Here is a 22,544-nt window from a genome sequence, read left to right as displayed (position 1 = left end):
CTACCAGCAGCAGTGGTTCGCCCTTTGGATGTGTCGGAAATGGTGCGCGGAACATCTTCTCTTCTGCTACGCCTGTGAGGGTCCACGGAATAGAGGCAAACAAGAGGAAAGGATACACGACACCAACCGTAACAGTTGTCGCAGAAGCGACAGTCAGGGAGGCTGCCGGTGCTGTCAGGGCAGAGTCCTCGAAACTGGCGGCAGAAACTCGCGTGAGGGAAGACCGCCCGGAACGCCGTCTGACTCAGGACCGGCAGCCCCCGGGCCCCTTCGCCTTCTGCGAGAGCCGGCAGAGTCCTGCCTGAAGCACCCCGTGGGATGGAACTACGGAAATCCGCGGCTGCCAAAAGAAGCGGTCACCGGCAGGGCGGTCCACAGGCCTCCGGCATGTGCCTGGGGAAGAGATAGGCGGATCGGAATATGTTGTCGTGGAGCGGGGTGCTGGGCTTGTGCGTAGGCATCGCGCCCAGTCCGGGGTCACCGGCGTCAGCGCATCCCCAGGCGTGCAGTGGCGATCGCCAGGTAAATCTCCCGGAGAAAGCCCAGCAGGCCTCCGATCAGTGCGAGCATGGCAAACACGAACAGCAGGGCCGCAATGTCCGATACATTGATGTGGAGGAACGCACCCACAAAAAGCAGGGCAATGACCACACACACGAGGAGCGCGCTTATCGTGCACGAACTGATGGCCCAGTTGATCAGCCGCATGCGCGCCCGAGGGTTGCCAGCTCAAGCCGTGACAAGGCCCTGCCATCCCCGGCAGGATCGGCGAGCTTCTGCTCGATGACGCGGGCACGGTCAACGATGCGACCCAGCCGATTGATGAGCACGGACAGGATCGCGCCGACACCGGTGAGGAGAAAAACCGGCGCCACGGACATCTGTATGACATGGGCAATGTTAGAAATGACGGGCTCTGGCTGCATTATGCCGGCGTCTCCCCCGGGGATGGATTTCACCCGTGATCATTATTACCCTTTCTCTGCCCGGCTGTGAACCATTTCTTTAGAGCTTGTCCCTGACTGACTCTGGACGGGATCGTTCCCGGATATGCAGCAGTTCTGGCCGGACCGGCGGGATAGCATCAGGGCGGCGTGTTCGCAAGGGGACCGATGCGCGACGTGGCGCATCGGCGAAACAGTCCGGGGCAACAATGCCGGAAGCATGGCCCCGAGGGCCGCGCTACGGCGCCTCATCCTCCAGCAGGTCGTTTGGCCCCTTGCGCAGGATGTTATAGGCGAGATTCGTCAGGCGGCGCCCCGGATTGCGCATGACGCGGGTGGCGATGGCCCGCCAGGAGTAGGCCTCACGGCGTGCCTCCAGCCAGCCCCGGTGGAGCCGTTCGGGAGACATGAGACGGGGCCGGAAGACCACGGTGGAGTGGTCGTAGCGGGACCAGTCGGTGGTCAGGAGCCGCCCCTCCTCCTGGAACTGGCGGAACAGGGCCGTGCCGGGGTAGGGGGTGAGGATGTGGAAGGTGGGGACGCTGGGAGAGCATTCCTCCAGGAAACGGACCGTGGTATCGAAGACGCTCTCGTCGTGGTCGTCGAAACCGAAGATGATGGACGTCTCCAGGATGATGCCGGCGTCGCGGACCCGTTTCATGAGATCGGCCTGGGAGTAACGGGTGCCGGACTTGGCCATGTTGGCGTGGGCGCCGACCACCGACTCGATCCCCACGAAGAGGCCGATGCACCCCGAGTCCGCCACGAGCTTCAGAAGCTCCGGATCTTCGGCAAAGCGGAGATTGGTCTGGGAGCCCCAGCGGACGTTCATCTCGGCCAGCCCCCGCAGGATGGGCCGGGCCTTGGCCGGGTCGCCCAAGAGGTTGTCGTCGAGAAAGACCACGAGCTTGCGTCTGAAGGAGCGGATCTCGGCCAGGATGTCGTCGGGGTCGCGGTAGCGGAAGGTGCGGCCGAAGTAGGGAGTTACGGTGCAGAAGGAGCAGTCGTAGGGGCAGCCCCGGCTCGCCTGGACCGTCTGGGTGGTGAGGTAGCGGCGGCCGGCCAGGATCTCGCGGCGGGGCCAGGGGGCGGAGAGGAGATCACCCGTGGGGACCGGCGCCCGGTAGACCGACTTGAGACACCCGGCCAGGAGGTCATCGAGGAGTTGGGCCCAGACCGGTTCCGCCTCACCGATCACCACCGCGTCGGCATGGAGCAGGGCCTCCTCGGGCAGGACCGTGGGGTGGATGCCCCCCATTACCACGGGGACACCCCGCGCCCGGAACCGGTCGGCGATCTCGTAGGCCCGCGTCGCCTGGTGGGTCATGGCCGTGATCCCCACCAGGTCGAAGGTTCCGTCGAAGGGGACCTCGTCATGGACCTCGTCGGCCAGGACCACCTCCCAGTGGCGGGGCGTGGCCGCGGCCACCATCTGGAGCGAATGGGAGGGAAGCTGGAAATAACGCGCCCAACCGAGCGAGTGGGTCGCCGGGTAGATCAGCAGCAGCCGGGGGGAACGGGACATCAGGCGGCTCCCCTGCAGCACGCCCCGGCGCTGAAATCAACCAGGGGCTCCGTTGTCCGGGGTCGGGTCGCCTCGTACTCCCTGAGGTAGGCCTCGGGCTTCATCATCCGCTGGGTCCGCCAGAGGACCCGGGCGATGTAGGGGATCTGGGAGGGGCGGACCTGCTTCATCCAGTCCACCAGGCTCTTGTCTCCCGAGGTATTGAGGATGGAGCGGCGCCAGGTCTCGGCATAGAGCTCGAAGAAGCGCGGGGCGCCCACCCGGGGTTCCCACAGGAGGTGGTGCATGTCGAAGTTGGACCAGGGCTGGCGGGCAATGCGCGGGGCCACTTCCCGGAAGAAATCGGTGCCGGGCAGGGGCGTGAGGATGGTGAACCCGGCCCGCTGGAGGCCGTAGCGGGCCACAAAGTCCCAGAGGTCGCGGAAATCGTCCTCGTCCCAGTCGGGGTCGATGAGGAAATTGCCGTTGATGCCGTAGCGCAGCTCCCGGGCGAGGCGCACCGCCTCCACGCTCTCGGCCACGCCGGAATCCTTGGTGATCCCGGCGAGCCCCTTGTCCGTGGCCGCCTCCAGGCCCAGGAAGATGTCGAAATCCTTGGCCAGGGGACGCCAGGCGGCCATGAGGTCGGCGCTCCGGCAGATGAGGTCGGTGCGGGTCTGGACGAGAATCCAGCGTTTGAAAACCCCGCGCTTTTTCAGCGCATCGGCCAGCTCCAGGCTCCGGGCCGAATTGTGCCAGAAGAGATCGTCGGCCACGAAGATCGAATCCCCGGCCGTGGCGAAATCCTCCACCACCGCGGCAATGCTCCGCTCGCGGCAGGAACGGCCGTAGAGCTGCCAGACGGAGCAGAAGGAGCAGCGGTGGGGGCAGCCCCGGGCCGTCTCCACGAGCCAGACCGGCTTGAACAAAAGGCAGTGGTAGCCGGAGCGGTGCCTGTCCACCAGGTCGCGGGCCGGGAGCGGCACGAGGTCGAGGCAGGTCTGGCGGTCGAGGCAGGGGGTGTCGCGCCAGCCATCAGGCTCACGCAGCCGGAGCCCCGGCACCTCGTCGAGCCGCCCGCCCTTCGCCAGGGCGGCGGCAACCAGGGGCACGATCTCCTCCCCGTCGTCGCGGCAGATGGCGTCCACCGCATCGCACTCCAGAGGAGCGGGAAAGGCGGCGGCCGCATGTCCCCCCACGAAGATGAAGGCATCGGGGCTTGCCCGCCTGACCTCCCGGGCCGTTTCAACCACCCGCTCGTACTCCAGGGCGTGGAGGCAGGAGATCCCCACGAGACGGGGCCGGGTGCGCCTGACCCAGGTTGCGGCACCGGGGCGGAAGCGGAGGTCTGCCGCGCTGACCGTGTGGCCGTGGGCACGGAGCGCCGCGCCGATATATTCGAGCCCCAGGGGCTCGACCCTGAAAAAGGGGCCGAGGCCGAACCGGTCGTTGCCGGGATGGGGGCGGAGCAGGAGAATGTTCATCTGAATCTCGCCAAGGTGAAGTAGCGGAGCGTATTGTTTCCGAAAAGGGCAGCGGGGGTCAAGGGTAATATGTTTCGTTAGCGCCGATTCCCTGCGTATTGACTAACGTTAGGCGAAAGTATTATACTTTCGCTATTCTTGAAAGCAGAGGGGGGGATGCCATCCCCCCTTTTTTCTCGGTGATGCCCGCTTTGAATGCCCTGACCATCGACGTGGAGGACTGGTACCATGTCTGCGGGCTCCCCGGCGAGCCGGTCGTCAGCGCCGAAGCGGAGCGGGTCGTCCCCGCCGTCGGACGGCTGCTGGCACTGCTGGCCGGGCGCGGCAGCCGGGCCACCTTCTTTTTGCTCGGTTCCGTGGCCCAACGGCATCCGGACCTGGCGCCGGCAATCGCCGCAGCGGGCCATGAGATCGCCTCGCACGGCTGGTCCCACCGGCTCGTGACCGAGCTCTCTCCCGAAGAGTTCCGGACGGAGCTGCGGCGGACCGGTGAGCTCCTGGAGCGGCAGACCGGTCGGCGCCCCGTGGGATTCCGGGCACCCCAGTGGTCCCTCTGCCGCCGGCGGACCCCCTGGGCCTTTCCCATCCTGCGGGATGAGGGATACCGGTACGATTCCAGTCTCTCGCCGCTCCCCTTCGTGGGAGACCGGCGCGGTCCGCGCGGTCCGTTCAGGATCGACACCCCGGCGGGGCACCTGGTGGAGGTGCCGCCCCTGGTGACGCGAACCCCCCTGGGCAACCTGCCGACGGGCGGCGGGTGGGGCTTCCGGTTCTTCCCGCTGGGGCTGATCGGGGCCACCATGGCGGGATTGAACCGGCGCGGCATGCCGGCGGTGCTGTACGTTCATCCCCGGGAGGTTGACCCGGAGGGCCCGCGGCTGGCGCTGCCGCCCCTGCGTTCCTTCGTGGCCTACGGACCGCGCAGCGATGCGGCGCCGCGACTCGACGCCCTGCTGGAACGATTCGCATTCACTACACTCGATCAGTTGGTTGACCGTTGGGATACTGTATAATCATACCAGCCTACAACGCGGCCCGGACCCTGCCGGCCGTGGTCCGGGAAGTCCTCGGCCTGGGGATGTCGTGCCTCGTGGTTGACGACGGCTCAACCGACGGGACCTCCGCCGCGGTGGAGGGGCTGGGCGTGAACCTGGTGCGCCACGACGGCAACCGCGGCAAGGGAGCGGCACTGCGGACCGGCTTCGAATGGGCCCTCGCCCACGGATGCTCCGGCGTGGTGACCCTGGACGCCGACGGCCAGCACGATCCCTCTGCGATCCCGCTCCTGGCGGCCAGGGCCCGGGAGCGCAACGCCGACGTCCTCATCGCCTCCCGCGACACCCAGTTCCGGGAGATGGCGGGGCTTCGCTCCGTCTGGAACCGCTTCGGCGTCTGGTGCATGAGGAAGCGGACCGCTTCGCCATCACCGACAGCCAGTCCGGGTTCCGCTGGTACTCCGCGCGGCTCCTGAAAGGGGTCTCCCTGGAGGCGAGCGGCTACCACCTGGAGATGGAAATCCTCATGAAGGCATGGCGGGGTGGATTCACCATCGATTCGCTCCCCGTGGCCGCCCGGGTGGCGGACGGACGCGCCACGAGCCATTTCCGGCCGGTGCGGGACACCTGGAATATCTGCATGACGTTCCTGCGCCACATGTGAGGCTGCGCAGGGGCCCTTTTGCCGGGAACCACAACGAGGTCACAGACTGATGCTCCAGAGCCTAAAGAACTATACAACCGAAAAAATCGTCTCCCTCCTTCTCTCCATGGCCACCAACGCCTCCAACGAGAACCTGGCGCGGATGACCCACCTGATGGAGCTGATCCCGAAAAAGGAATACTACAAGGAACGGATCCGCTGGATCCGGAGGCTCATCCAGGAGAACCACCCTTCCATCGAGTTTCCCCGCCGTATCCTGCGGGAGATCCACCCCAACCAGCGGGAGAAGTGGATCACGAACCTGGCGGTGAACCACCTCCTCTCCGGCACCAACACGCGGAAGGCATGGCAGGAGCGGGAGGGGTACTATCCCCCCTCCACCGTGGTCATCAGCACCACCATGAAGTGCAACCTCTCCTGTTACGGCTGCTACGCGGGCGATTACGCCAAGGCCCTGGAGCTGACCAACGACGAGATCGACTCGATCCTCACCCAGATGAAGGAGATGGGGGTCTACTTCGCCGTCATTTCCGGCGGGGAGCCGTTCTTTAAAGAAGACATCTTCGAGATCTTCAAAAAACACTCGGACATGGCCTTCCTCGTCTTCACCCACGGCGGGCTCATCGACGAGGCCATGGTGCGGAAGCTGGTGGAGGTGGGGAACGTGATGCCCGCCTTCTCCCTGGAGGGGTACGAGCAGGAAACCGACGAACGGCGCGGGCCCGGCCATTTCCGCAAGGTCATGCGGGCCATGGACCTGTTGCGGGAGGCGGGGCTCTCCTTCTGCGGCTCCTTCACCCAGACCAGCCGGAATACCGACATCATCACCAGCGACGAGTACATCGACATGCTGGTGGCCAAGGGAGTCTTCGCCCTCTGGCTCTTCACCTACGTGCCGGTGGGGCGGGAGCCCGACCTGGAGCTGATGGCGACGCCGGAACAGCGGGACGCCCTGCGGCGCCGGATCGTCGATTTCCGGGCCGCAAAGCCGATGCTCTTCGTGGACTTCTGGAACGACGGCCCCATCATCAGCGGCTGCATCGCCGGGGGGCGGAAGTACTTCCACATCAACGCCAACGGCGACATCGAGCCGTGCGTCTTCTGCCACTTTGCCGTGGACAACATCCGGCGCACCACCCTGCGGGAAGCCCTGCGGTCGCCGCTGTTCCGGAAAATCCGCCAGGTGCAGGGAGAGCACGACAACCTGCTCCGCCCCTGCATGCTCATCGACCACCCCGACGTGGGGCGCGAGCTCTTCCACAGCGCCGGGGCCTATCCCACACACGAGGGGGCCGACGCCATCTTCACCGGCCTGGCGGACAACATGGACGACTATGCCCGGCGTTACGCCGAGTTCGCCGACCCTGCCTGGGAGCAGGAGTTCGGCGACGGGCAGGGGAAGCGCCCCAGGGGCGTAACCCGCTGATGCATCTGAAACCTGAATCCGTGGAGCCGGAGAGCCAGGGATACGGGAGAACCTTCACAGACGCCGGAACTCCGGCATGACGAGCTGACACGTGCCGCTGCACAACCGGATAAACCTGTTCCTTATCAACCTGTTCACCCTGCTGGTCCCCCGGGCGGTCCATGCGCCCTTCGCCTTTCTGACGGGGCTGATCCTCTACCTGGTCATCCCCGGACCCCGGCGGGGGGTGCGCGCGAACCTGAGGGCCGTGACCGGCAGGCGCAACGTGGAGCGACTGGTGCTCTCCACCTACTACAAGTGCTCCCGCAACTGGACCGACATCATGCTCATGATGCGCCGCCGGGGCAAGCGGCTCTTTGCCCTCATCGGCCGGCAGGAGGGGCACGGTATCCTGGATCGGGTCCTGGCGGAGGGGAACGGTGCCATCATCGTTTCGCCCCACCTGGGCAACTGGGAACTGGGGGGGCTGGGGCTGGCCGAGCGGGGCTACCGGCTCAACGTCATGACCTTCCGGGAGCCGACGAGCGGGTGAACGACCTGCGGGAGCGGGTCCGGGAGGAACGGGGCATCCGCTTCATCTACGTGGACCGGCACGACACCTCCCCCCTGGCTGCCGTGGAGGCGGTGAACGCCCTGCGCCGCAACGAGGTGGTGGCGCTCCTGGTGGACCGGGACGGCTCGTCCCAGACCATGGAACTGGAGTTCTTCGGCCGGCCGACCCCCATCCCGGTGGGGGCCGGCTACCTGGCCCTGGCCACCGGCGCGCCGGTCATGCCGGTGTTCGTCCCCCTGGAGGGAAGCAGCTACGCCACCATCATGGAAGAGCCGATCCGGTTCGCCGGCGGGCGTGGCCGCAACGCCGAGGCAATCCGCCGGGGGATGGAGCAGGTGCTCGGGGTCTTCGAGCGGTACATCCGCAGCTACCCCGATCAATGGTACAACTTTTTCGACTTCTGGAACGATGAACACAACGAAACCGTGAAGGGATAACCGCATGTCCGACCAACTCATTGTGCAGGTAAAGCAGATGATCATCGACGCCTCCGGATCGAGGGAATGTCCCCCGACGACATCGACACCGACGCCCCCCTCTTCGGCGAAGGTCTCGGCCTCGACTCCATTGACGCCCTCCAGCTCGTGGTGGCCATGGAGAAGGATTTCGGCGTGGTGGTCCCCGACGCCGCCACCGGCACAACGGTCTTCGCGTCGGTCCGGAGCATGGCCGACCACATCGCCGCCAACCGGAAATGAAGATCCTCTTCGTGGCGCCGGGCTGGCCCCGGGGCAGGCTCTGGGGCGAACTGGGCTTCAAGTTCCCGTCCCTCGCCCTGGCCGCCCTGGCTGCGGTTACCCCGCCCGAATGGGACGTGGCCCTCTGCGACGAGAGCCGGGGGGCCATCGACTTCAATGCTCCGTGCGACCTGGTGGCCATCACCGCCATGACCCCCCAGGCGCCCCGGGCCTACGAGATCGCCGCCGGCTTCCGGTCCCGCGGAAAAACCGTGGTCATGGGGGGATTCCACGCCAGCAATCTCCCGGACGAGGCCCTCGGCCACGTGGACGCCGTAGTGGTGGGCGAGGGGGAACTCTCCTGGCCCCTGCTGCTGGCGGATTTCCAGGCGGGCCGGCTCCAGCGCCTCTACCGGTCCCCGGGGCTCCTGCCCATGGCATCGATCCCGGTGGCCCGGCGCGAGATCTTCGCCGGCAAGGGGTATCTGCTGACCAACACCCTCCAGACCACCCGGGGCTGTCCATTCGACTGCGAATTCTGCTCGGTCACCGCCTTTTACGGCCGCAAGTACCGGGAACGCCCCGTCGAAGCGGTGCTCGCCGAGCTGGAAACCCTGCGCAAGGCCAACTCCTTTGCCTTTTTCGTGGACGACAACCTGGTGGCCGACCGCCGCTACGCCCTGCCCCTGTTCCGGGGGATGAAGGGAATGGGGTTCAAGTGGCTCTCCCATGCCCCCATCGATTTCGCCGGGGATGAGGAGTTGATGCGGGCCGCCGGCGAATCGGGCTGCATCGGCATGTTCGTGGGGTTCGAGTCCCTGGACCAGGAGGCCCTGGCCGCCATGGGAAAGGTGACCAACAGCTCCTCCGCGTTCCTGGACCAGGCCCGGAAATTCCGGGACCACGGCATCGGCATCCTCGGGTCCTTTGTCCTGGGCTACGACGGCGACACCCCGGACTCCTTCGGCCGCATCCTCCGCTTCTGCGAAGAGGCCCGGATCGAGGCGGCCATTTTCCCGATCCTCACACCCTACCCCGGTACCGCCGTACGCCGGCGGCTGGAGGCCGAGGGGCGGATCACCTCCAATGACTGGCGCGACTACGACATGGGGCACGTGACCTTCCGCCCCACGAAAATGACCGCCCGGGAGCTCCAGGAGGGGCACGACTGGCTCAACCGCTCCTTCTACTCCTTCGGCTCCATGTGGCGGCGCATCGGCAAGCTGCACCGCTCAGTGCAGGTCTTCGGCCCCATGAACCTGGGGTTCCGCAGCGCCATCCGAAAATCCGACAGAACGAAAGCCTCCTGACCATGATCTGCTTCATGTTTCCCGGACAACCCCTCGCGCCCCCGGTCGAATTCCCGGAGGACGCGGATTTCGAGGCCATTACCCTTCTGACGCGGCAGCGGGCCTCCTTTGACCTGCACACCTTTTCCTGGACCGGCGAGCCGTCCAGCGATACCGTGGCACTCCAGGCCTACGGCGTGGCCATGGGGCTCTACCGGACCCGCCGGCTCAGGGCCGAGGGGATCGCGCCCCGGCTCATCGCCGAGCACAGCATGGGGATCTACCCCGCCCTGGCCGCGGCCGGCGCCCTGGATGAGGGGGACGCCCTGGAGCTCGCCGTCCGCCTCGGCAGGACCATGGCCGCCATGGGGAGACAACGGACCTACGCCCTCGGTTGCATGGTGGGGCTCACCCTGGAGCCCCTCCTGGCCATTGCCGAGAACAACGGCGTGTACCTTGCCAATCACAATACGTCCCGCCACTTTCTCCTGGCCGGCGAACGGGGGGCCATGGAGGACGCCTGCGCCGAGGCCCTGGCCCGCGGCGCCTTCTCGGCCAGGCTCTTCCCCTGCGACGCACCGCTTCACACCCCGCTCATGGCGGAGGTGGCAACGGAGCTCTCCGCCGTGGCCGGCGATTACCGCTACCGGGAGCCGTCCGTCCCCCTGGTGGACCACATCGACCAGGACTTCCTGGCCGCCGCAGACCTTCCGGTGTTCATGGTCCGGGACCTCATGGAGCCGGTCCGGTGGGAGCGCACCTACCGCGCCCTGCGCGCTGCCGGCGCCGACCGTCTTTACGAGGTGGGGGCGGGTGATTCCCTCCGCAAGTACAACCGGTGGATCGAAAGCGAGCGGGGGAGGTAGCATGCGGGAACACGAGACACCGCTCACCGTCCGCTTCAACGAGGTTGATTCCTACGGCGTTGCCTGGCACGGCCACTACGTGGCCTGGCTGGAGGTGGGGCGCAACGACCTGGCGGGGCGGTTCGGGCTCGACGCGGCCCAGATCGGCGAGCTGGGATATCTGGCCCCGGTCGTGGACCTGGAGTTCTCCTACCGCAGGCCAGCCCGTTTCAACGAAGAGCTGCGGATCATGACCACGGCCCTCCGGACCGAAACGGCCACCATCGAATTCGCCACCCGCATCCTTGGAGCCGACGGCACCCTCTGCGCGCGAGGGCGCACTGTTCACGCCCTCACCGACCGGCAGGGGGTGCTCCAGTACCGCCTTCCCCCCGCAGTGGGCGAACGGCTGGAACGGCTGCTCGCCTGGACGGAGGGGTCATGAGGCTCCTCCTCGTGTCGGCAAACCAGGAGCGGAGCCCCTACCCGGTCTTTCCCCTGGGGCTCGCCTGCCTGGTCCCGTCCCTGGAGGCGGCCGGCCACGAGCTCCGGGCCCTGGACCTCTGCTTCGAAGCCGATCCGGAGGCGGCCGTGACCGCGGCTTTGGCGGATTTCGCCCCCCAGGCCGTGATCATCTCCGTCCGCAACATCGACAACGTCACCTGGCCCGGTTCCCGCTCCTACGTGGCCGGGGTCAAGGCCATCGTGGACCGCTGCCGGGGCATAGCCACCACCATCCTGGGGGGATCGGGCTTCTCCCTCATGCCCGCCGAACTCCTCGCCTTCACCGGCGGTGACCTCGGCGTGGTGGGCGAGGGAGAGGAGATCCTGCCGGAGATCCTGGCCCTCATTGAGCGGGGCGAGTCCCCGGCGTGCCTGCCGGGAGTGGTGGCCGGCGCCGGGGCCTTTGCGCCACCCCGGCCGGTGGAGCGGATCGCCGCCCCGGACCGGCGCCTCTTCGCCCTGGCCCGCTACCGCCGGGAGGGAGGGATGGCCAACATCCAGACGAAGCGGGGATGCCCCTTCGGCTGCATCTACTGCACCTATCCGCTCCTGGAGGGACGGCGCATGCGGCTCCGGCCGGCAGCGGAGATCGTGGCCGAGCTGCGGGAGTTGGCCGATGCCGGCATCGACTACGTCTACTTCGTGGACGACATCTTCAACTACCCCCCCGACTTTGCCGAGGAACTCTGCCGGGCCATGGTCGCCTCGGGCCTCACCATGGGCTGGTCGGCCTTCATAAACCCCCAGTTCATCACCCCGCGCCTCATGGAAACCATGGTGGCCGCCGGCTGCGACGCCGTGGAGTTCGGCACCGACTCGGGCTCGCCGGCCATGCTCCGCAACCTGGGCAAGTCCTTCGGCGTGGAACAGATCCGGGAGTCGTCCCGCATCTGCCGCGAGCTGGGGGTCGACTTTGCCCACTACATCCTCTTCGGCGGCCCCGGCGAGACCCCGGCGACCATTGCCGAGAGCTTCGCCCTCATGGACGAGGTGGCCCCCACCGCGGTCATCGCCATGACCGGCATCCGGATCTTCCCCGGCACCCCCCTCTTCGAACGGGCCGTGGCCGAGGGGATGGTGACGCCGGATGAGCCGCTCCTGGAACCGACCTTCTACCTGGACCCCGCCATCAGGGACGTGCTGGGGGAACTCGTCACCGCCGGGGCCATGACGCGGCGGAACTGGGTGGCGCCGGGACTGGAGATCAACATGAGCGACGCCATGCTGGAGGCCATGCGCCACTTCCCGGTGCGCGGTCCCCTGTGGAAACTGATCAAGCGGCTGGGGCGGAGTCACGCGAAGCCGCTTTCCCAGCGTCAATAGCCGGTGTAGGGGCAATTCACGAATTGCCCCTACAGTGAACGACAGATTTCACGGAGGTCCTATGTCGGCAGCGGATGACCTGATCGCATTCCTTGCCCCGAAACTCGGCACTGAAACCCACGTGGGCCCCTGGCTCACCATCGACCAGGAGCGGATCGACCGGTTCGCTCACGTAACCGGCGACATCCAGTGGATCCACACCGACCCGGAGCGGGCCCGGCGCGAATCCCCCTACGGCGCCACCGTTGCCCACGGGTTCCTGACCCTCTCCCTGCTCCCCTGCCTCACGGAGGCGAACCATCCGGATTTTTTCCAGCGCAACTACCCCGGCATGCGGCTGCGGGTCAACTACGGCCTGAACCGGGTCCGCTTTCCCCAGCCGGTGGTCGTGGGCTCCCGGCTTCGGGCGCGCACCCTGCTCAAGGCGGTGGAGCCCCTGGCCGGGGCGGTCCAGATCACCTACGAGATCACCGTGGAGATCGAGGGCAAGGACAAGCCCGCCTGCGTGGCCGAGCAGGTGGTGCGGGTCTATCCCTGAGGCGGCGCACCGTGCCGACCCCGCCGGCATTCCCCCTCACCGTCTTCTATGACGGCGCCTGCTCCGTCTGCGCGGCCGAAATGGCGGTCTACCGGCGCGAAAACCACGGGGGACGGCTCGTCTTCGTGGACATCAGCGATCCCGCCTTTGACCCGTCCCCCTGGGGCATCACCCTGGAGGCGTTCATGGCGCAGATGCACGCCATCGACCGGGATGGCCGCGCCTACCGGGGAGTGGAAGGCTTCTGGGCCATCTGGCAGGCCTTCCCCGCTTCAACCCTCTACGGGCTCCTCGGCGCCCTCGTGATGCTGCCGGGGCTCAACCTCCTGGCCCGGCTCGGCTACCGGGGATTCGCCCGTATCCGCAAGTACCTTCCGAAACGCGCCGCCCGTTGCGACGGCGGCACCTGCCGCATGGACCGGCACTGAAGCCCTCCCCGCTTTTCAAACGCCGCCCCCTGTGGTAGGATGCCCGCCTTTCCCAACTCCCCCGGAACAGAGGACTTTCCATGGCACTAAGCGACCAGACCCTGCAGGATATTCTCCGCTACCTGACCGAAGAAACCGGCCTCGCCCCCTTCCAGGTGGCGAACACGGTGGAACTTCTGCGCGATGGGGCCACCGTCCCGTTCATCGCCCGCTACCGGAAGGAGCGGACCGGCGAACTGGATGAAGTCGGCATCCGTGGGATCGAAGAGCGCCTCGCCTATTTCACTGAGCTGGAGGAGCGCAAGCTCACGGTCCTCAAATCCATCGAGGAACAGGGGAAGCTCACCCCCGAGCTGGCGGACCGCATCCGGACCTCGCGCCAGAAGACCGAGATTGAGGACCTCTACCTCCCCTACAAGCCCAAGCGGCGCACTAAAGCGACCATCGCCCGGGAGCGGGGGCTGGAGCCCCTGGCCGACCTCATGGCGGCCCAGGAGCTGACCGCGGGCACGCCCGAAGAGGCTGCCCTCCCCTTCGTGGACCCCGCCGGCGAGGTGCCCGGCGCGGCCGCCGCCCTGGAGGGAGCCGGCCACATCCTGGCCGAGCGGCTGGCGGACGACGCCGATGCCCGGGCCTTTGTCCGCCGCCTCACGGCCGACCAGGGGATCTTCTGTTCACGGGTGGCGGCCGACCGGAAAGGGGCGGTCACCAAGTTCGAGATGTACTACGACCACCGGGAACCCCTGAAGTCGGTCCCTTCCCACCGGATGCTCGCCATGCGCCGGGGCGAGAAGGAAGAGGTGCTCATCCTCGCCATCGAGGCGCCGACGGAAGAGATCCTCGCCGGTCTCCGGGCCCGGATCGGGGGGCGCGCCAGCATCTTCCGCCAACTTCTGGAAGGGGTGGCGGAGGACGCCTACAAACGCCTCATCGCCCCTTCCATCGAAGTTGAGCTGCGGCTGGAAGCCAAGCAGCGGGCCGATGAGGCGGCCATCACCGTCTTCGCCCAGAACCTTCGGAACCTCCTCCTGGCACCGCCGGCCGGCGGCAAGCGGGTCCTCGGCGTGGACCCGGGGCTGCGGACCGGCTCCAAGCTGGCTGCGGTGGACGGCACCGGCCGGTTCCTGGAGCATGTGACCATCTACCCCCACGCCGGCGGCGAAGGGAAGGTGGCGGCGGCAAAGCGCGAATTTCTCCGGCTGGTGGAGTGCCACGGCATCGAGATGGTGGCTGTGGGGAACGGCACCGCGGGACGGGAAATGGAGCAGTTCGCCAAGGAAACCCTGGCCGAGGGGGGCAAGAGGATTCCCGTGGTCATGGTGAGCGAGGCCGGGGCCAGCGTCTATTCCGCCTCGGAGATCGCCCGGGAGGAGTTTCCGGACCTGGACCTGACCGTGCGGGGGGCCATCTCCATCGCCCGGCGCCTCCAGGATCCCCTGGCCGAACTGGTTAAGATCGACCCCAAGAGCATCGGCGTGGGCCAGTACCAGCACGACGTGGACCAGCGCGCCCTGAAGAAGTCCCTGGACGCGGTGGTGGAGTCGTGCGTCAACTACGTGGGGGTCGACCTGAACACCGCCTCCTGGGCGCTCCTCTCCTACGTCTCCGGCGTGGGGCCGTCCCTGGCCCGGGCCATTGTCCGCCACCGGGACGAGCACGGTCCCTTCCCCGCCCGCCGTGCACTCATGAAGGTCTCCCGCTTCGGCGACAAGGCCTTCGAGCAGGCGGCCGGTTTTCTCCGCATCCGGGGCGGCGAGCATCCCCTGGACGCCACCGCCGTCCACCCGGAGCGCTATCCGGTGGTGGAGGCCATGGCAACGGATCTGGGCGTGTCCCTCGGCCAGTTGGCCGCGGACCCGGCCCTGCCGGCGCGGATCGACCTGAAGCGCTACGTGACCGACGCAGTGGGGCTTCCCACCTGCGGGACATCATGGAAGAATTGAAAAAACCGGGCCGGGACCGCGGGAGGAATTCCGCACCGCCGCCTTCCGGGACGACGTGACCGAGATCGGCGATCTGAAGGAGGGGATGGTGCTCCAGGGGGTGGTGACCAACGTGACCGCGTTCGGCGCCTTCGTGGACGTGGGGGTCCACCAGGACGGCCTGGTCCATGTGAGCCACCTCTCGGTCAAGTTCGTGAAGGACCCGGCCGAGGCGGTGCGGGTGGGGCAGGTGGTGCAGGTGAAGGTCCTGGCCGTGGACGTGCAGCGCAAGCGCATCTCCCTCTCCATCCGGGAGGCCGCGCCCGGCGGCGCCCCGCGGAGTGCGGAAAAGCCGGCGCACAAGGAAGAGCCGCGGAAAACCGGCGGCGGGCTTGACCTGGGGGGGCTGGAACGGGCAGGATTCCGGGTGAAAAAGCGGTAACGGTTAGGCCTGCTTCCCCTCCTTTTTCAGGTGGATGAACCAGTAGGCGATGGCCACGAAGATCACCCCGCCGATGACGTTGCCGATGGTGACCGGCACCACGTTCCCCATGAATGCGCCCCAGGAAAGGCCCGGCTCCGCCGTGCCCCGGGCGCCGGCCACCAGGAGCCCGGTGGGGATGAAATACATGTTTGCCACCGAGTGTTCGAACCCGCTGGTCACGAAGGTCATGATCGGGACGTAGCAGGCGAGCATCTTGCCCCCCACGTCCCGGGCCGCCGTGGCCATGAGGACCGCCAGGCAGACGAGCCAGTTGCAGAGGATGCCCCGGATGAGGGCGGCACCGAAGGGGATCGCGCACTTGGCCGCGGCTATCCGCACCGCCTGGTCGCCCACGGCCCCGTTCTCCCAGAGCCCGGACTCCACCATGAGCCAGGCGAAGAAGAGGGATCCCGCCAGGTTCCCCAGGAGCACCACCCCCCAGTTCTCCAGCATCTTCACCCAGGTGATCTCGCCGTGCAGAACCGCCACGGTCAGAAGGCTGTTGCCGGTGAAGAGCTCGGACCCACAGATCACCACCAGCATGAGCCCCACCGAGAAGACACTCCCCCCCAGAAACCGGGCGATCCCCTGCCCCACATGAACCGCCGCGTCCTGGGTCACCACCGTGGCCAACTGGGCGCCGAAGGCGATGTAAAATCCTGCCAGCAGGCTCAGGAGCACCGTGCGGGCGAGGGACTGGGTCAGTACCCGTCGGCCGTTCTCAACCGTGGCGTTAAGGGCCTCGGCCGGGGTCAGGAAACGCTTGTCCGTCATGCCTCCCTCCCCTCTCACTCGAACTGGGACCTGAACTCTTCCATCACTTGCCGCAGCTCGGCCACTTCCGCCCTGAGCGCGGCCACCTCCGATTCCAGCGCGGCGAGCCGCTCATTTTCCGCCATGACCTGGAGCCGGGCCCCTTCCGGACCTGCCGGCCGTTCTTCGGCCGACAGGTCCGGCTCGCCGGCCAGCAGGTGGGCGAAACGTGATTCCTTGCGGCCGGGCTGACGGGGAAGCCGCATGACAAGGGGCGGGGTCCGTTCCGAGAGCTCGCCCAGCACCTGCTCCACGGCGGTCAGATCAGCAAAGGGATGCATCCGCTCCGCGCGGGTACGAAGCTCACCCAGGGTCTGGGGCCCCCGCAGGAGCAACTCGGCCAGGACCGCCAGCTCGGCCGGGGAGAACCGCAGCCGCTCCGACAAAATGTGGCGGTAGCGGGGAACCCGTCCCGAATCGGCGGCCTGGATCGCCACATGCTTCATTTTAAGGCCATCCAAGGCCCGCACCACCTCAGACTCCTCCAGGGCCATGACCGGGTCCCGGTTCGACTTCTGGTTGCAGGCCGTGGTGAGGCTGTTGAGGGTGAGGGGGTAGTACTCGGGGGTTGCCAGCTCCTTTTCGATCAGGCAGCCGAGAACCCGCACCTCCACGTCGTTCAGCAGTATCTCCATAGGGGCTCCTTTGTCGTTGGGGTAGGGCCCGCAGTATACCCGGAATCGGCGCCGAACGCATACGCTTTTCCGCGCCCGCTGCCGGGCGGCGGCAAGGTTTCCTCAAGCGATTCCGTTTCTTTCCGATAGGTGTACTTGAAGGATTACCCGTTATCGAGTTTAATTGAACCTGGATTCGGCTGATGAAGCCACCCGTTCCCTTCGTCTGACGGATACGGGCCCGGGCGCGTCCGGACGCCCCCTGCAAGGAGAACCGACCACATGTCTTTCACCGGCGACCTGGAACACCTGTCGATCGTCGACGTCATCCAACTGCTGCACGCCACGCGCAAGTCGGGCACCCTCACCGTGCGGGGACGCAAGGGGGAGAGCCAGCTCGTCTTCAGCGGCGGCTATATCATCAGTGCCAACCATTTCGACAACAGCGTCCGGATCGGAAACATCCTCGTGGAAGCCGGCGTCATCAGCAGGGAGGTGCTGGACCGGGCACTGCTGGAGCAGCAGCGGGCAGGAGAGGGGCGAAAACCCCTGGTTGCCACCCTCCTCGAATGGGGCAGCGTGCGCAAGGAGGACGCCTACCGGGGGCTTGAGGCCCTCATCGAACTGACAGTGGTGGAGATTCTCACCTTGAGGCGGGGCACCTTCGATCTGGACGTGAACCGGGTCACGGTTTCCGACGAATACCGCTATTTCCCGGAAAAGCTCCACGAGGAAATCACGCTCCACACGGAGAATGTCCTCATGGACGCCCTCCGCATCTATGACGAGAAAAAGCGCGACGGGCTGCTGGTGGAAGAGGAGTTTGCGGTCGGGCCCCGGACCTCGCCGGCGATGAGACCGGCGATTTCAGCATCTCGGCCGACGACCTGGGGCTCGGCGCCCTGGAACGGATTGAGCGGAAGATCCCCCAGGTCTTTCTGGGACTGGAGGATCGCAGCCCCTCCATCCAGCGCACGATTCAGGAACTGGGCGCAGACCTGTCCGACAAAGAACAGGAGGAGCTCTTCGCCTTTCTGGGCCGGCTCGGGAACACCGCGCCGGCCGGTGGCGCGCCCACTCTCTCCGCCATCCTCTTCAGCCCGGACGACCTTTTTTCCTACTGTGTCACAACCGTCTGCCGCCAGGCGGGAATCTCCGTCGTCACGACCAGCGAGGAGCAGGACCTGGCCCCTTTGGCGGAACAGCTTTCCTCGCGGGGGGGACAAACGACCCTGATCCTCGATTCACCGGCATCGCCCGGGTTCCCCCTGCCAGCGGAAGACGCAGCCCGGCTCCTGCGCAGGGTCAGGGAGCACCATCCCCGGCTTGCACTCATCCAGCTCGCATCGCCCCTTGAGCCGGCGTTCGCTCTTCAGGCTCTGAAAGATGGGGCTGTGGCCGTGTTCCCCCGTCCCGTGCGGGATGCAAGCGGTGACACCTTCCTGGAAGACACCCTCCGGCTCCTGGACGCCCTTCCCCTCTACCTGAGGCGGCGCGGCTCGGACGGCGGCGAGGCGGCCTTGGCCCAACTCGGCAAAGCCTTCATGGAACTGCGGGCATTGCGTGAGCCACCGGAAATCGCCCAGGCCCTCCTGGGCACCGTGGCAGGCACCTTTGAGCGGGCCCTGACCCTCATCGTGCGGGAGGGGGAACTTGTCGTCGAGCGGAGTATCGGCATGGGGGGCGATCGCGCTGCCGGAACCCCGTCCTCCCTGGGCACGAGAATTCCCCTGGACCGGCCGTCGGTGCTCCGGGACGCCATTGAAAAAAGAGCTGCATTTTATGGCGAAACTGACGATGAGATAGTGAAGGGGCATCTTTTCCCCACCATCGGCGCGCCGCTCCACCCCACGGTCATCCTGCTTCCGCTGGTCTGCGGCGGCAAGGTCATCGCTCTCATCTACGGCGATTTCGGCCACAGGGGAGTAGCGCCCGTGCGCACCGAGCTGCTTGAGCTCGTGGCGGGCGAGGCGGGGTTGGTGCTGGAGACGGCGCTCTATCGCAGGAAACGGGAGCGGACGGTTCCCGAGGGGACGGCCTCCGACCGCTGAACGGTCTTTCCGGCCGCATCTTTCAGATAGCAGCGAGGTACTGCCATGGATATGAACCTTTTGTCCCAGATTCTGGGCATTGCCTTTGAAAAGCGGGTTTCCGACCTTCACTTCGAGGTGGACAATCCCCCTTTCTTCCGGGCCAAGGGGCAGTTGCTCCGCTCCAAGCTGCCGAAACTCACCCCCCAGGACACCGAGTTCATCGCCCGGGCCGTCATGGAGCAGAATCACCGGACCCTCCCCGACGAGCTGCGGGAACTGGACGCCTCCTACTCGCTCCCCAATGGCGGGCGCTTCCGGGTGAGCATCTTCCGTCAGCGCGGGAGCATCGGCATCGTCATGAGGGTGATCCCCCCCCACGTGGGGACCTTCGAGGAACTCAACCTGCCGCCGGTCCTGGGTGAGATCGCCAAGGCCCCCAACGGCCTCGTGCTGGTCACCGGGCCCACGGGCAACGGCAAGTCCACCACGCTCGCCTCCATGATCCGCCACCTGAACGAGACCTGCACTTTCAACATCATCACCATCGAGGACCCCATCGAGTTCCTCTTCACCTCGGACAAGAGCTGCATCATCCAGCGGGAGGTGGGAATCGACACGGTCGACTTCAGCGCGGCGCTCCGCTCGTCCCTGCGGATGGACCCCGACGTGATCATGGTGGGCGAGATGCGCGACCTGGAAACCATCGACGCCTGCATCAAGGCGGCGGAGACGGGCCACCTGGTCTTTTCCACCCTCCACACCCAGAGCGCCGTATCCACCATCAACCGGCTCATCGGCCACTTTCCCCCCGATGCCCAGGAGGTCCTGCGCCAGCGCCTGGCCGACATCCTGGTGGCCACCGTGTCGTTGCGGCTCATCAAGGACAAGTCCGGGGAGAACATCCTGCCCGTGGTGGAGGTGATGCGAGCCACAACCACCATCCAGGCCTGCATCCGCGAGGGGCGCCTGGACGAGATCGAGAAGCACATCGAAAACGGCCGCTCCCTCTACCAGATGCAGACCCTTGACCAGCACCTGCTGGAACTGTGCGAGAAGGACGTCATTACCTTCGACCAGGCCAAGCAGATCACCCGCTCCATGGACCTGGAGCGGAAGCTGGCCTTCACCGAGTAGCCATCCTACGCCAGGTACTTCTCCCGCAGGGTCACCTTGCTGATCTTGCCCACGCTCGTCTTGTCGATGGCATCCACGAGCCGCACCTTCAGGAGAACCACCTGTTTGCTGACCATCCCCTTGTCGGCGTACTCCCGGACAAAGTGGGCCAGGTCCTTTTCCACCACCCGGCCGGCCTCCTCGGGCTTCAGCACCACCAGGGCCAGGGGACGCTCCCCCCATTTCTCGTCGAGCTGACCGATGACCGCCACTTCGGCCACGGCAGGATGATGGGCCAGGATGTCCTCCAGCTCCAGCGAGGACACCCACTCCCCCGCCACCTTGATCACGTCCTTGGTCCGGTCGGTGATCCGCACGTATCCCCGCTCGTCCCGCACGGCCACGTCACCGGTGTGGAGGAAGCCTCCCTCCCAGAGCTTTTCCGAGGTGCGGTGGTCCTTCAGGTACCCCTGGGTCAGCCAGGGGGCGCGCACCACGATCTCGCCGGCGCTCCGGCCGTCCCGGGGCTGCTCGGCGCCGGATTCCGGGTCCACCACCCGCAGGTCCACGAACGGAAGCGACAGACCCGTGAGGCAGCGGATCTCGGCCTGCTGCGCCGGCTCCCTCGCCAGCATTTCAGGCGTGAGGCGCGAGATGGTCAGGATGGGGCAGGTTTCGGACATGCCGTAGCCGGTGAAAACATCGATGCCGCGCTCCAGCGCCTCGCAGCAGAGGGCCCGGGACATGGCGGCCCCGCCGATGATCATCTTGAGCCCTGCCAGGTCCACCCGTTTGGCATGGGGATGCCTGAGGAGCATGTGGAGGATGGTGGGAACGCAGTGGGTGAAGGTGACCCGTTCCTTTTCGATGAGCTCCAGGAGCAGGTCGGGCGAGTAGCGCCCCGGATAGACCTGCTTGATGCCGAGCATGGTGGCCAGGTAGGGCATGCCCCAGGCATGGACGTGGAACATGGGGGTGATGGGCATGTAGACGTCCCCCTGGTGGAGGCGGCCATGGGCGGAGGCCGTGCCGAGGGATGCCATGACCCCCAGGGTGTGGAGCACCAGTTGACGATGGCTGAAATAGACCCCCTTGGGGAGGCCGGTGGTGCCGGTGGTATAGAAGGTGGTTGCCCGGGAGTTCTCGTCGAAATCGGGAAACTCATAGTCGGTGGCAGCCTCGGCCAGGAGCGCCTCGTACTCCCCCACAAAGGGGATGTGGCTTTCGGGCATAATCTCCTCGTCGGTGAGGAGCACATACCCCCGCACCGTGCCGATCCTGCCCCTGATCTGCTCAAGGATGGGGAGGAACTCGCCGTTCACCAGCAGCAGATCGTCCTCGGCATGGTCGATAGTGTAGAGGATCTGCTCCGGCGAGAGGCGGACGTTGATGGTATGGAGCACAGCGCCGATCATGGGCACGGCGAAAAAAAGCTCCAGATAGCGGTGGCTGTCCCAATCCATGACCGCCACGGTATCGCCCGCCTTGACCCCCAGGCCCGTCAGGACGTTGGCCAGGCGCCGGACCCGCTGGCGCACGTCGCGGTAGGTGTGACGGACCACGCCCCGGTAGATGATTTCCTGGTCCGGGTTGTCGACCACGGGGTTGCGGAACAGGTTCTTGATGAGCAGGGGATAGTCGTAGGCCGAGGGGGTGCGGGGTATCAGGGTATCGGTCATGGCGGAACTCCTTTGGTCCGGGAATGGCGTGGCCGCTCATCTTACACGATTTTAACCGCGAAGGCACCGGGTTAACCGCCGGCCGGCACGATTTTTTGGTGGACTGTTTACCCCTCGCACCTGTACTCTAGAGAGGCAGAAACATCATTACACAAAAAGGGAACAACAATGGCACAAGCACAAAAAGGTGACCGGGTAACGATCGATTTCACCGGCACCCTGGAAGACGGAACGGTTTTCGACAGCACCCTCGAAGGGGCTGGATGCGACACGGACGATTGCGAATCCGATGACTGCGGCGACGGTGGCTGCGGCTGCGAGGAGAGCGGCCCCATGGCCCTGACCATCGGGGGTGGCGAGTTTTTCGAGAAGATCGAGGAGGCGCTGATCGGCATGGCCCCGGGTGAGAAGAAGACCGTGGTCATCCCGGCGGTGGAAGGCTTCGGCGAGTACGACGAGGAGAAGGTCTTCACCGTGGAGCGCTCCGATCTCCCCCCCGACCTGACCCCCGAAGTGGGGCAGGAACTGGTCATCTCCAACGAGAACGACGAGGACTTCGGCGTAACCGTGGTTGAAGTGACCGACGAAAGCGTCACCTTCGACGCCAACCACCCCCTGGCGGGCGAGGACCTCACCTACGAATTCCAACTGGTGGAAATCCTCTAGCTCCTCCCTTCTTCACCACAAAAAGGCGGCCTTGAGCCGCCTTTTT

The 22,544-nt window shown here is 66.3% G+C and carries 16 protein-coding genes and 5 pseudogenes; 15 read left to right on the top strand and 6 right to left on the bottom strand.

Annotated elements, in window-relative coordinates; translation table 11 throughout:
* Window positions 1-486 precede the first annotated feature (486 nt).
* The 3 genes and pseudogenes from A2G06_00970 to A2G06_00960 all read right to left on the bottom strand — a co-directional run bounded on the left by A2G06_00970 (window position 487) and on the right by A2G06_00960 (window position 3,932).
* A pseudogene (locus A2G06_00970) lies at window positions 487-926 on the bottom strand (hypothetical protein).
* A gap of 256 nt (window positions 927-1,182) precedes the next feature.
* Window positions 1,183-2,469, bottom strand: a complete 1,287-nt coding sequence (locus A2G06_00965; GenBank protein ID ANA39193.1) for a B12-binding domain-containing radical SAM protein — start codon at window positions 2,467-2,469, stop codon at window positions 1,183-1,185.
* Window positions 2,469-3,932 carry a B12-binding domain-containing radical SAM protein gene (locus A2G06_00960; protein ANA39192.1) on the bottom strand — a complete coding sequence of 488 codons (1,464 nt, stop codon included), beginning with the start codon at window positions 3,930-3,932 and terminating at the stop codon, window positions 2,469-2,471. Before A2G06_00960 ends, A2G06_00965 begins: the two co-directional genes overlap by 1 nt.
* Window positions 3,933-4,114: 182 nt before the next feature.
* On the opposite strand from A2G06_00960, the gene A2G06_00955 reads away from it, so the two are divergent.
* The 12 genes and pseudogenes from A2G06_00955 (at window position 4,115) to A2G06_00900 (ending at window position 15,538) form a co-directional block, all read left to right on the top strand.
* Window positions 4,115-4,945, top strand: a complete 831-nt coding sequence (locus A2G06_00955; protein ANA39191.1) for a polysaccharide deacetylase — start codon at window positions 4,115-4,117, stop codon at window positions 4,943-4,945.
* Window positions 4,930-5,591: pseudogene (locus A2G06_00950) on the top strand (glycosyl transferase family 2). The gene A2G06_00955 and the pseudogene A2G06_00950 overlap by 16 nt, the downstream one beginning before the upstream one ends.
* Before the next feature lie 49 nt (window positions 5,592-5,640).
* Window positions 5,641-7,017: a radical SAM protein gene (locus tag A2G06_00945; protein ANA39190.1), complete on the top strand. Its 1,377-nt coding sequence runs from the start codon at window positions 5,641-5,643 to the stop codon at window positions 7,015-7,017.
* A 91-nt stretch (window positions 7,018-7,108) separates the two neighbouring features.
* Window positions 7,109-8,007: pseudogene (locus tag A2G06_00940) on the top strand (acyltransferase).
* Window positions 8,008-8,073: 66 nt separating this feature from the next.
* Window positions 8,074-8,268: an acyl carrier protein gene (locus A2G06_00935; GenBank protein ANA39189.1), complete on the top strand. Its 195-nt coding sequence runs from the start codon at window positions 8,074-8,076 to the stop codon at window positions 8,266-8,268.
* Window positions 8,265-9,557, top strand: a complete 1,293-nt coding sequence (locus A2G06_00930; GenBank protein ANA39188.1) for a B12-binding domain-containing radical SAM protein — start codon at window positions 8,265-8,267, stop codon at window positions 9,555-9,557. Before A2G06_00935 ends, A2G06_00930 begins: the two co-directional genes overlap by 4 nt.
* A 2-nt stretch (window positions 9,558-9,559) precedes the next feature.
* Window positions 9,560-10,402: a malonyl CoA-ACP transacylase gene (locus A2G06_00925; protein ID ANA39187.1), complete on the top strand. Its 843-nt coding sequence runs from the start codon at window positions 9,560-9,562 to the stop codon at window positions 10,400-10,402.
* 1 nt (window position 10,403) lies between these two features.
* A complete protein-coding gene (locus tag A2G06_00920; protein ANA39186.1) occupies window positions 10,404-10,826 on the top strand; it encodes an acyl-CoA thioesterase in 423 nt (140 codons plus the stop codon).
* Window positions 10,823-12,208 (top strand): B12-binding domain-containing radical SAM protein, encoded by a 1,386-nt coding sequence (locus A2G06_00915; protein ANA39185.1) that lies wholly within the window; start codon window positions 10,823-10,825, stop codon window positions 12,206-12,208. Before A2G06_00920 ends, A2G06_00915 begins: the two co-directional genes overlap by 4 nt.
* Before the next feature lie 61 nt (window positions 12,209-12,269).
* Entirely contained in the window at window positions 12,270-12,746 is a 477-nt protein-coding gene (locus tag A2G06_00910; protein ANA39184.1) for an enoyl-CoA hydratase, read from the top strand.
* 11 nt (window positions 12,747-12,757) lie between these two features.
* Entirely contained in the window at window positions 12,758-13,174 is a 417-nt protein-coding gene (locus A2G06_00905; protein ANA39183.1) for a thiol-disulfide oxidoreductase, read from the top strand.
* An 80-nt stretch (window positions 13,175-13,254) separates the two neighbouring features.
* Window positions 13,255-15,538: pseudogene (locus tag A2G06_00900) on the top strand (RNA-binding transcriptional accessory protein).
* A gap of 3 nt (window positions 15,539-15,541) precedes the next feature.
* Here the strand turns inward: A2G06_00900 and A2G06_00895 are convergent.
* Together A2G06_00895 and A2G06_00890 are read right to left on the bottom strand one after the other, a co-directional pair.
* A complete protein-coding gene (locus A2G06_00895; GenBank protein ANA39182.1) occupies window positions 15,542-16,354 on the bottom strand; it encodes an FdhC protein in 813 nt (270 codons plus the stop codon).
* Between the two features lie 14 nt (window positions 16,355-16,368).
* Complete coding sequence (locus tag A2G06_00890) at window positions 16,369-17,028, bottom strand: hypothetical protein (protein ID ANA39181.1); 660 nt, start codon at window positions 17,026-17,028, stop codon at window positions 16,369-16,371.
* A 261-nt stretch (window positions 17,029-17,289) separates the two neighbouring features.
* On the opposite strand from A2G06_00890, the pseudogene A2G06_00885 reads away from it, so the two are divergent.
* Together A2G06_00885 and A2G06_00880 are read left to right on the top strand one after the other, a co-directional pair.
* Window positions 17,290-19,058: pseudogene (locus tag A2G06_00885) on the top strand (hypothetical protein).
* Between the two features lie 45 nt (window positions 19,059-19,103).
* Window positions 19,104-20,174, top strand: coding sequence for a twitching motility protein PilT (locus tag A2G06_00880; GenBank protein ID ANA39180.1), 1,071 nt, complete (start codon window positions 19,104-19,106; stop codon window positions 20,172-20,174).
* Between the two features lie 5 nt (window positions 20,175-20,179).
* On the opposite strand, the gene A2G06_00875 is transcribed toward A2G06_00880, so the two are convergent.
* The gene (locus tag A2G06_00875; GenBank protein ID ANA39179.1) at window positions 20,180-21,832 is read right to left on the bottom strand and encodes a long-chain fatty acid--CoA ligase; all 1,653 of its coding nucleotides are present in this window, start codon (window positions 21,830-21,832) and stop codon (window positions 20,180-20,182) included.
* A gap of 168 nt (window positions 21,833-22,000) precedes the next feature.
* Here A2G06_00875 and A2G06_00870 point away from each other — a divergent pair, with 168 nt between their 5' ends.
* On the top strand, window positions 22,001-22,498 hold the full coding sequence (locus A2G06_00870; protein ANA39178.1) for a peptidylprolyl isomerase: 498 nt from the start codon (window positions 22,001-22,003) through the stop codon (window positions 22,496-22,498).
* Window positions 22,499-22,544 lie beyond the last annotated feature (46 nt).

The sequence above is a fragment of the Geobacter anodireducens genome (assembly GCA_001628815.1).
GTDB classification, from domain to species: Bacteria; Desulfobacterota; Desulfuromonadia; order Geobacterales; family Geobacteraceae; genus Geobacter; species Geobacter anodireducens.
This window is presented reverse-complemented; position numbering and strand designations above follow the sequence as displayed.

What these genes read in the sequence shown, in the direction of transcription:
- A2G06_00965 (ANA39193.1), bottom strand. Translation starts at nt 2,469, where the DNA reads ATGTCCCGTTCCCCCCGGCTGCTGCTGATCTACCCGGCGACCCACTCG.
- A2G06_00960 (ANA39192.1), bottom strand. Translation starts at nt 3,932, where the DNA reads ATGAACATTCTCCTGCTCCGCCCCCATCCCGGCAACGACCGGTTCGGC.
- A2G06_00955 (ANA39191.1), top strand. Translation starts at nt 4,115, where the DNA reads ATGCCCGCTTTGAATGCCCTGACCATCGACGTGGAGGACTGGTACCAT.
- A2G06_00945 (ANA39190.1), top strand. Translation starts at nt 5,641, where the DNA reads ATGCTCCAGAGCCTAAAGAACTATACAACCGAAAAAATCGTCTCCCTC.
- A2G06_00935 (ANA39189.1), top strand. Translation starts at nt 8,074, where the DNA reads ATGTCCCCCGACGACATCGACACCGACGCCCCCCTCTTCGGCGAAGGT.
- A2G06_00930 (ANA39188.1), top strand. Translation starts at nt 8,265, where the DNA reads ATGAAGATCCTCTTCGTGGCGCCGGGCTGGCCCCGGGGCAGGCTCTGG.
- A2G06_00925 (ANA39187.1), top strand. Translation starts at nt 9,560, where the DNA reads ATGATCTGCTTCATGTTTCCCGGACAACCCCTCGCGCCCCCGGTCGAA.
- A2G06_00920 (ANA39186.1), top strand. Translation starts at nt 10,404, where the DNA reads ATGCGGGAACACGAGACACCGCTCACCGTCCGCTTCAACGAGGTTGAT.
- A2G06_00915 (ANA39185.1), top strand. Translation starts at nt 10,823, where the DNA reads ATGAGGCTCCTCCTCGTGTCGGCAAACCAGGAGCGGAGCCCCTACCCG.
- A2G06_00910 (ANA39184.1), top strand. Translation starts at nt 12,270, where the DNA reads ATGTCGGCAGCGGATGACCTGATCGCATTCCTTGCCCCGAAACTCGGC.
- A2G06_00895 (ANA39182.1), bottom strand. Translation starts at nt 16,354, where the DNA reads ATGACGGACAAGCGTTTCCTGACCCCGGCCGAGGCCCTTAACGCCACG.
- A2G06_00890 (ANA39181.1), bottom strand. Translation starts at nt 17,028, where the DNA reads ATGGAGATACTGCTGAACGACGTGGAGGTGCGGGTTCTCGGCTGCCTG.
- A2G06_00880 (ANA39180.1), top strand. Translation starts at nt 19,104, where the DNA reads ATGGATATGAACCTTTTGTCCCAGATTCTGGGCATTGCCTTTGAAAAG.
- A2G06_00875 (ANA39179.1), bottom strand. Translation starts at nt 21,832, where the DNA reads ATGACCGATACCCTGATACCCCGCACCCCCTCGGCCTACGACTATCCC.
- A2G06_00870 (ANA39178.1), top strand. Translation starts at nt 22,001, where the DNA reads ATGGCACAAGCACAAAAAGGTGACCGGGTAACGATCGATTTCACCGGC.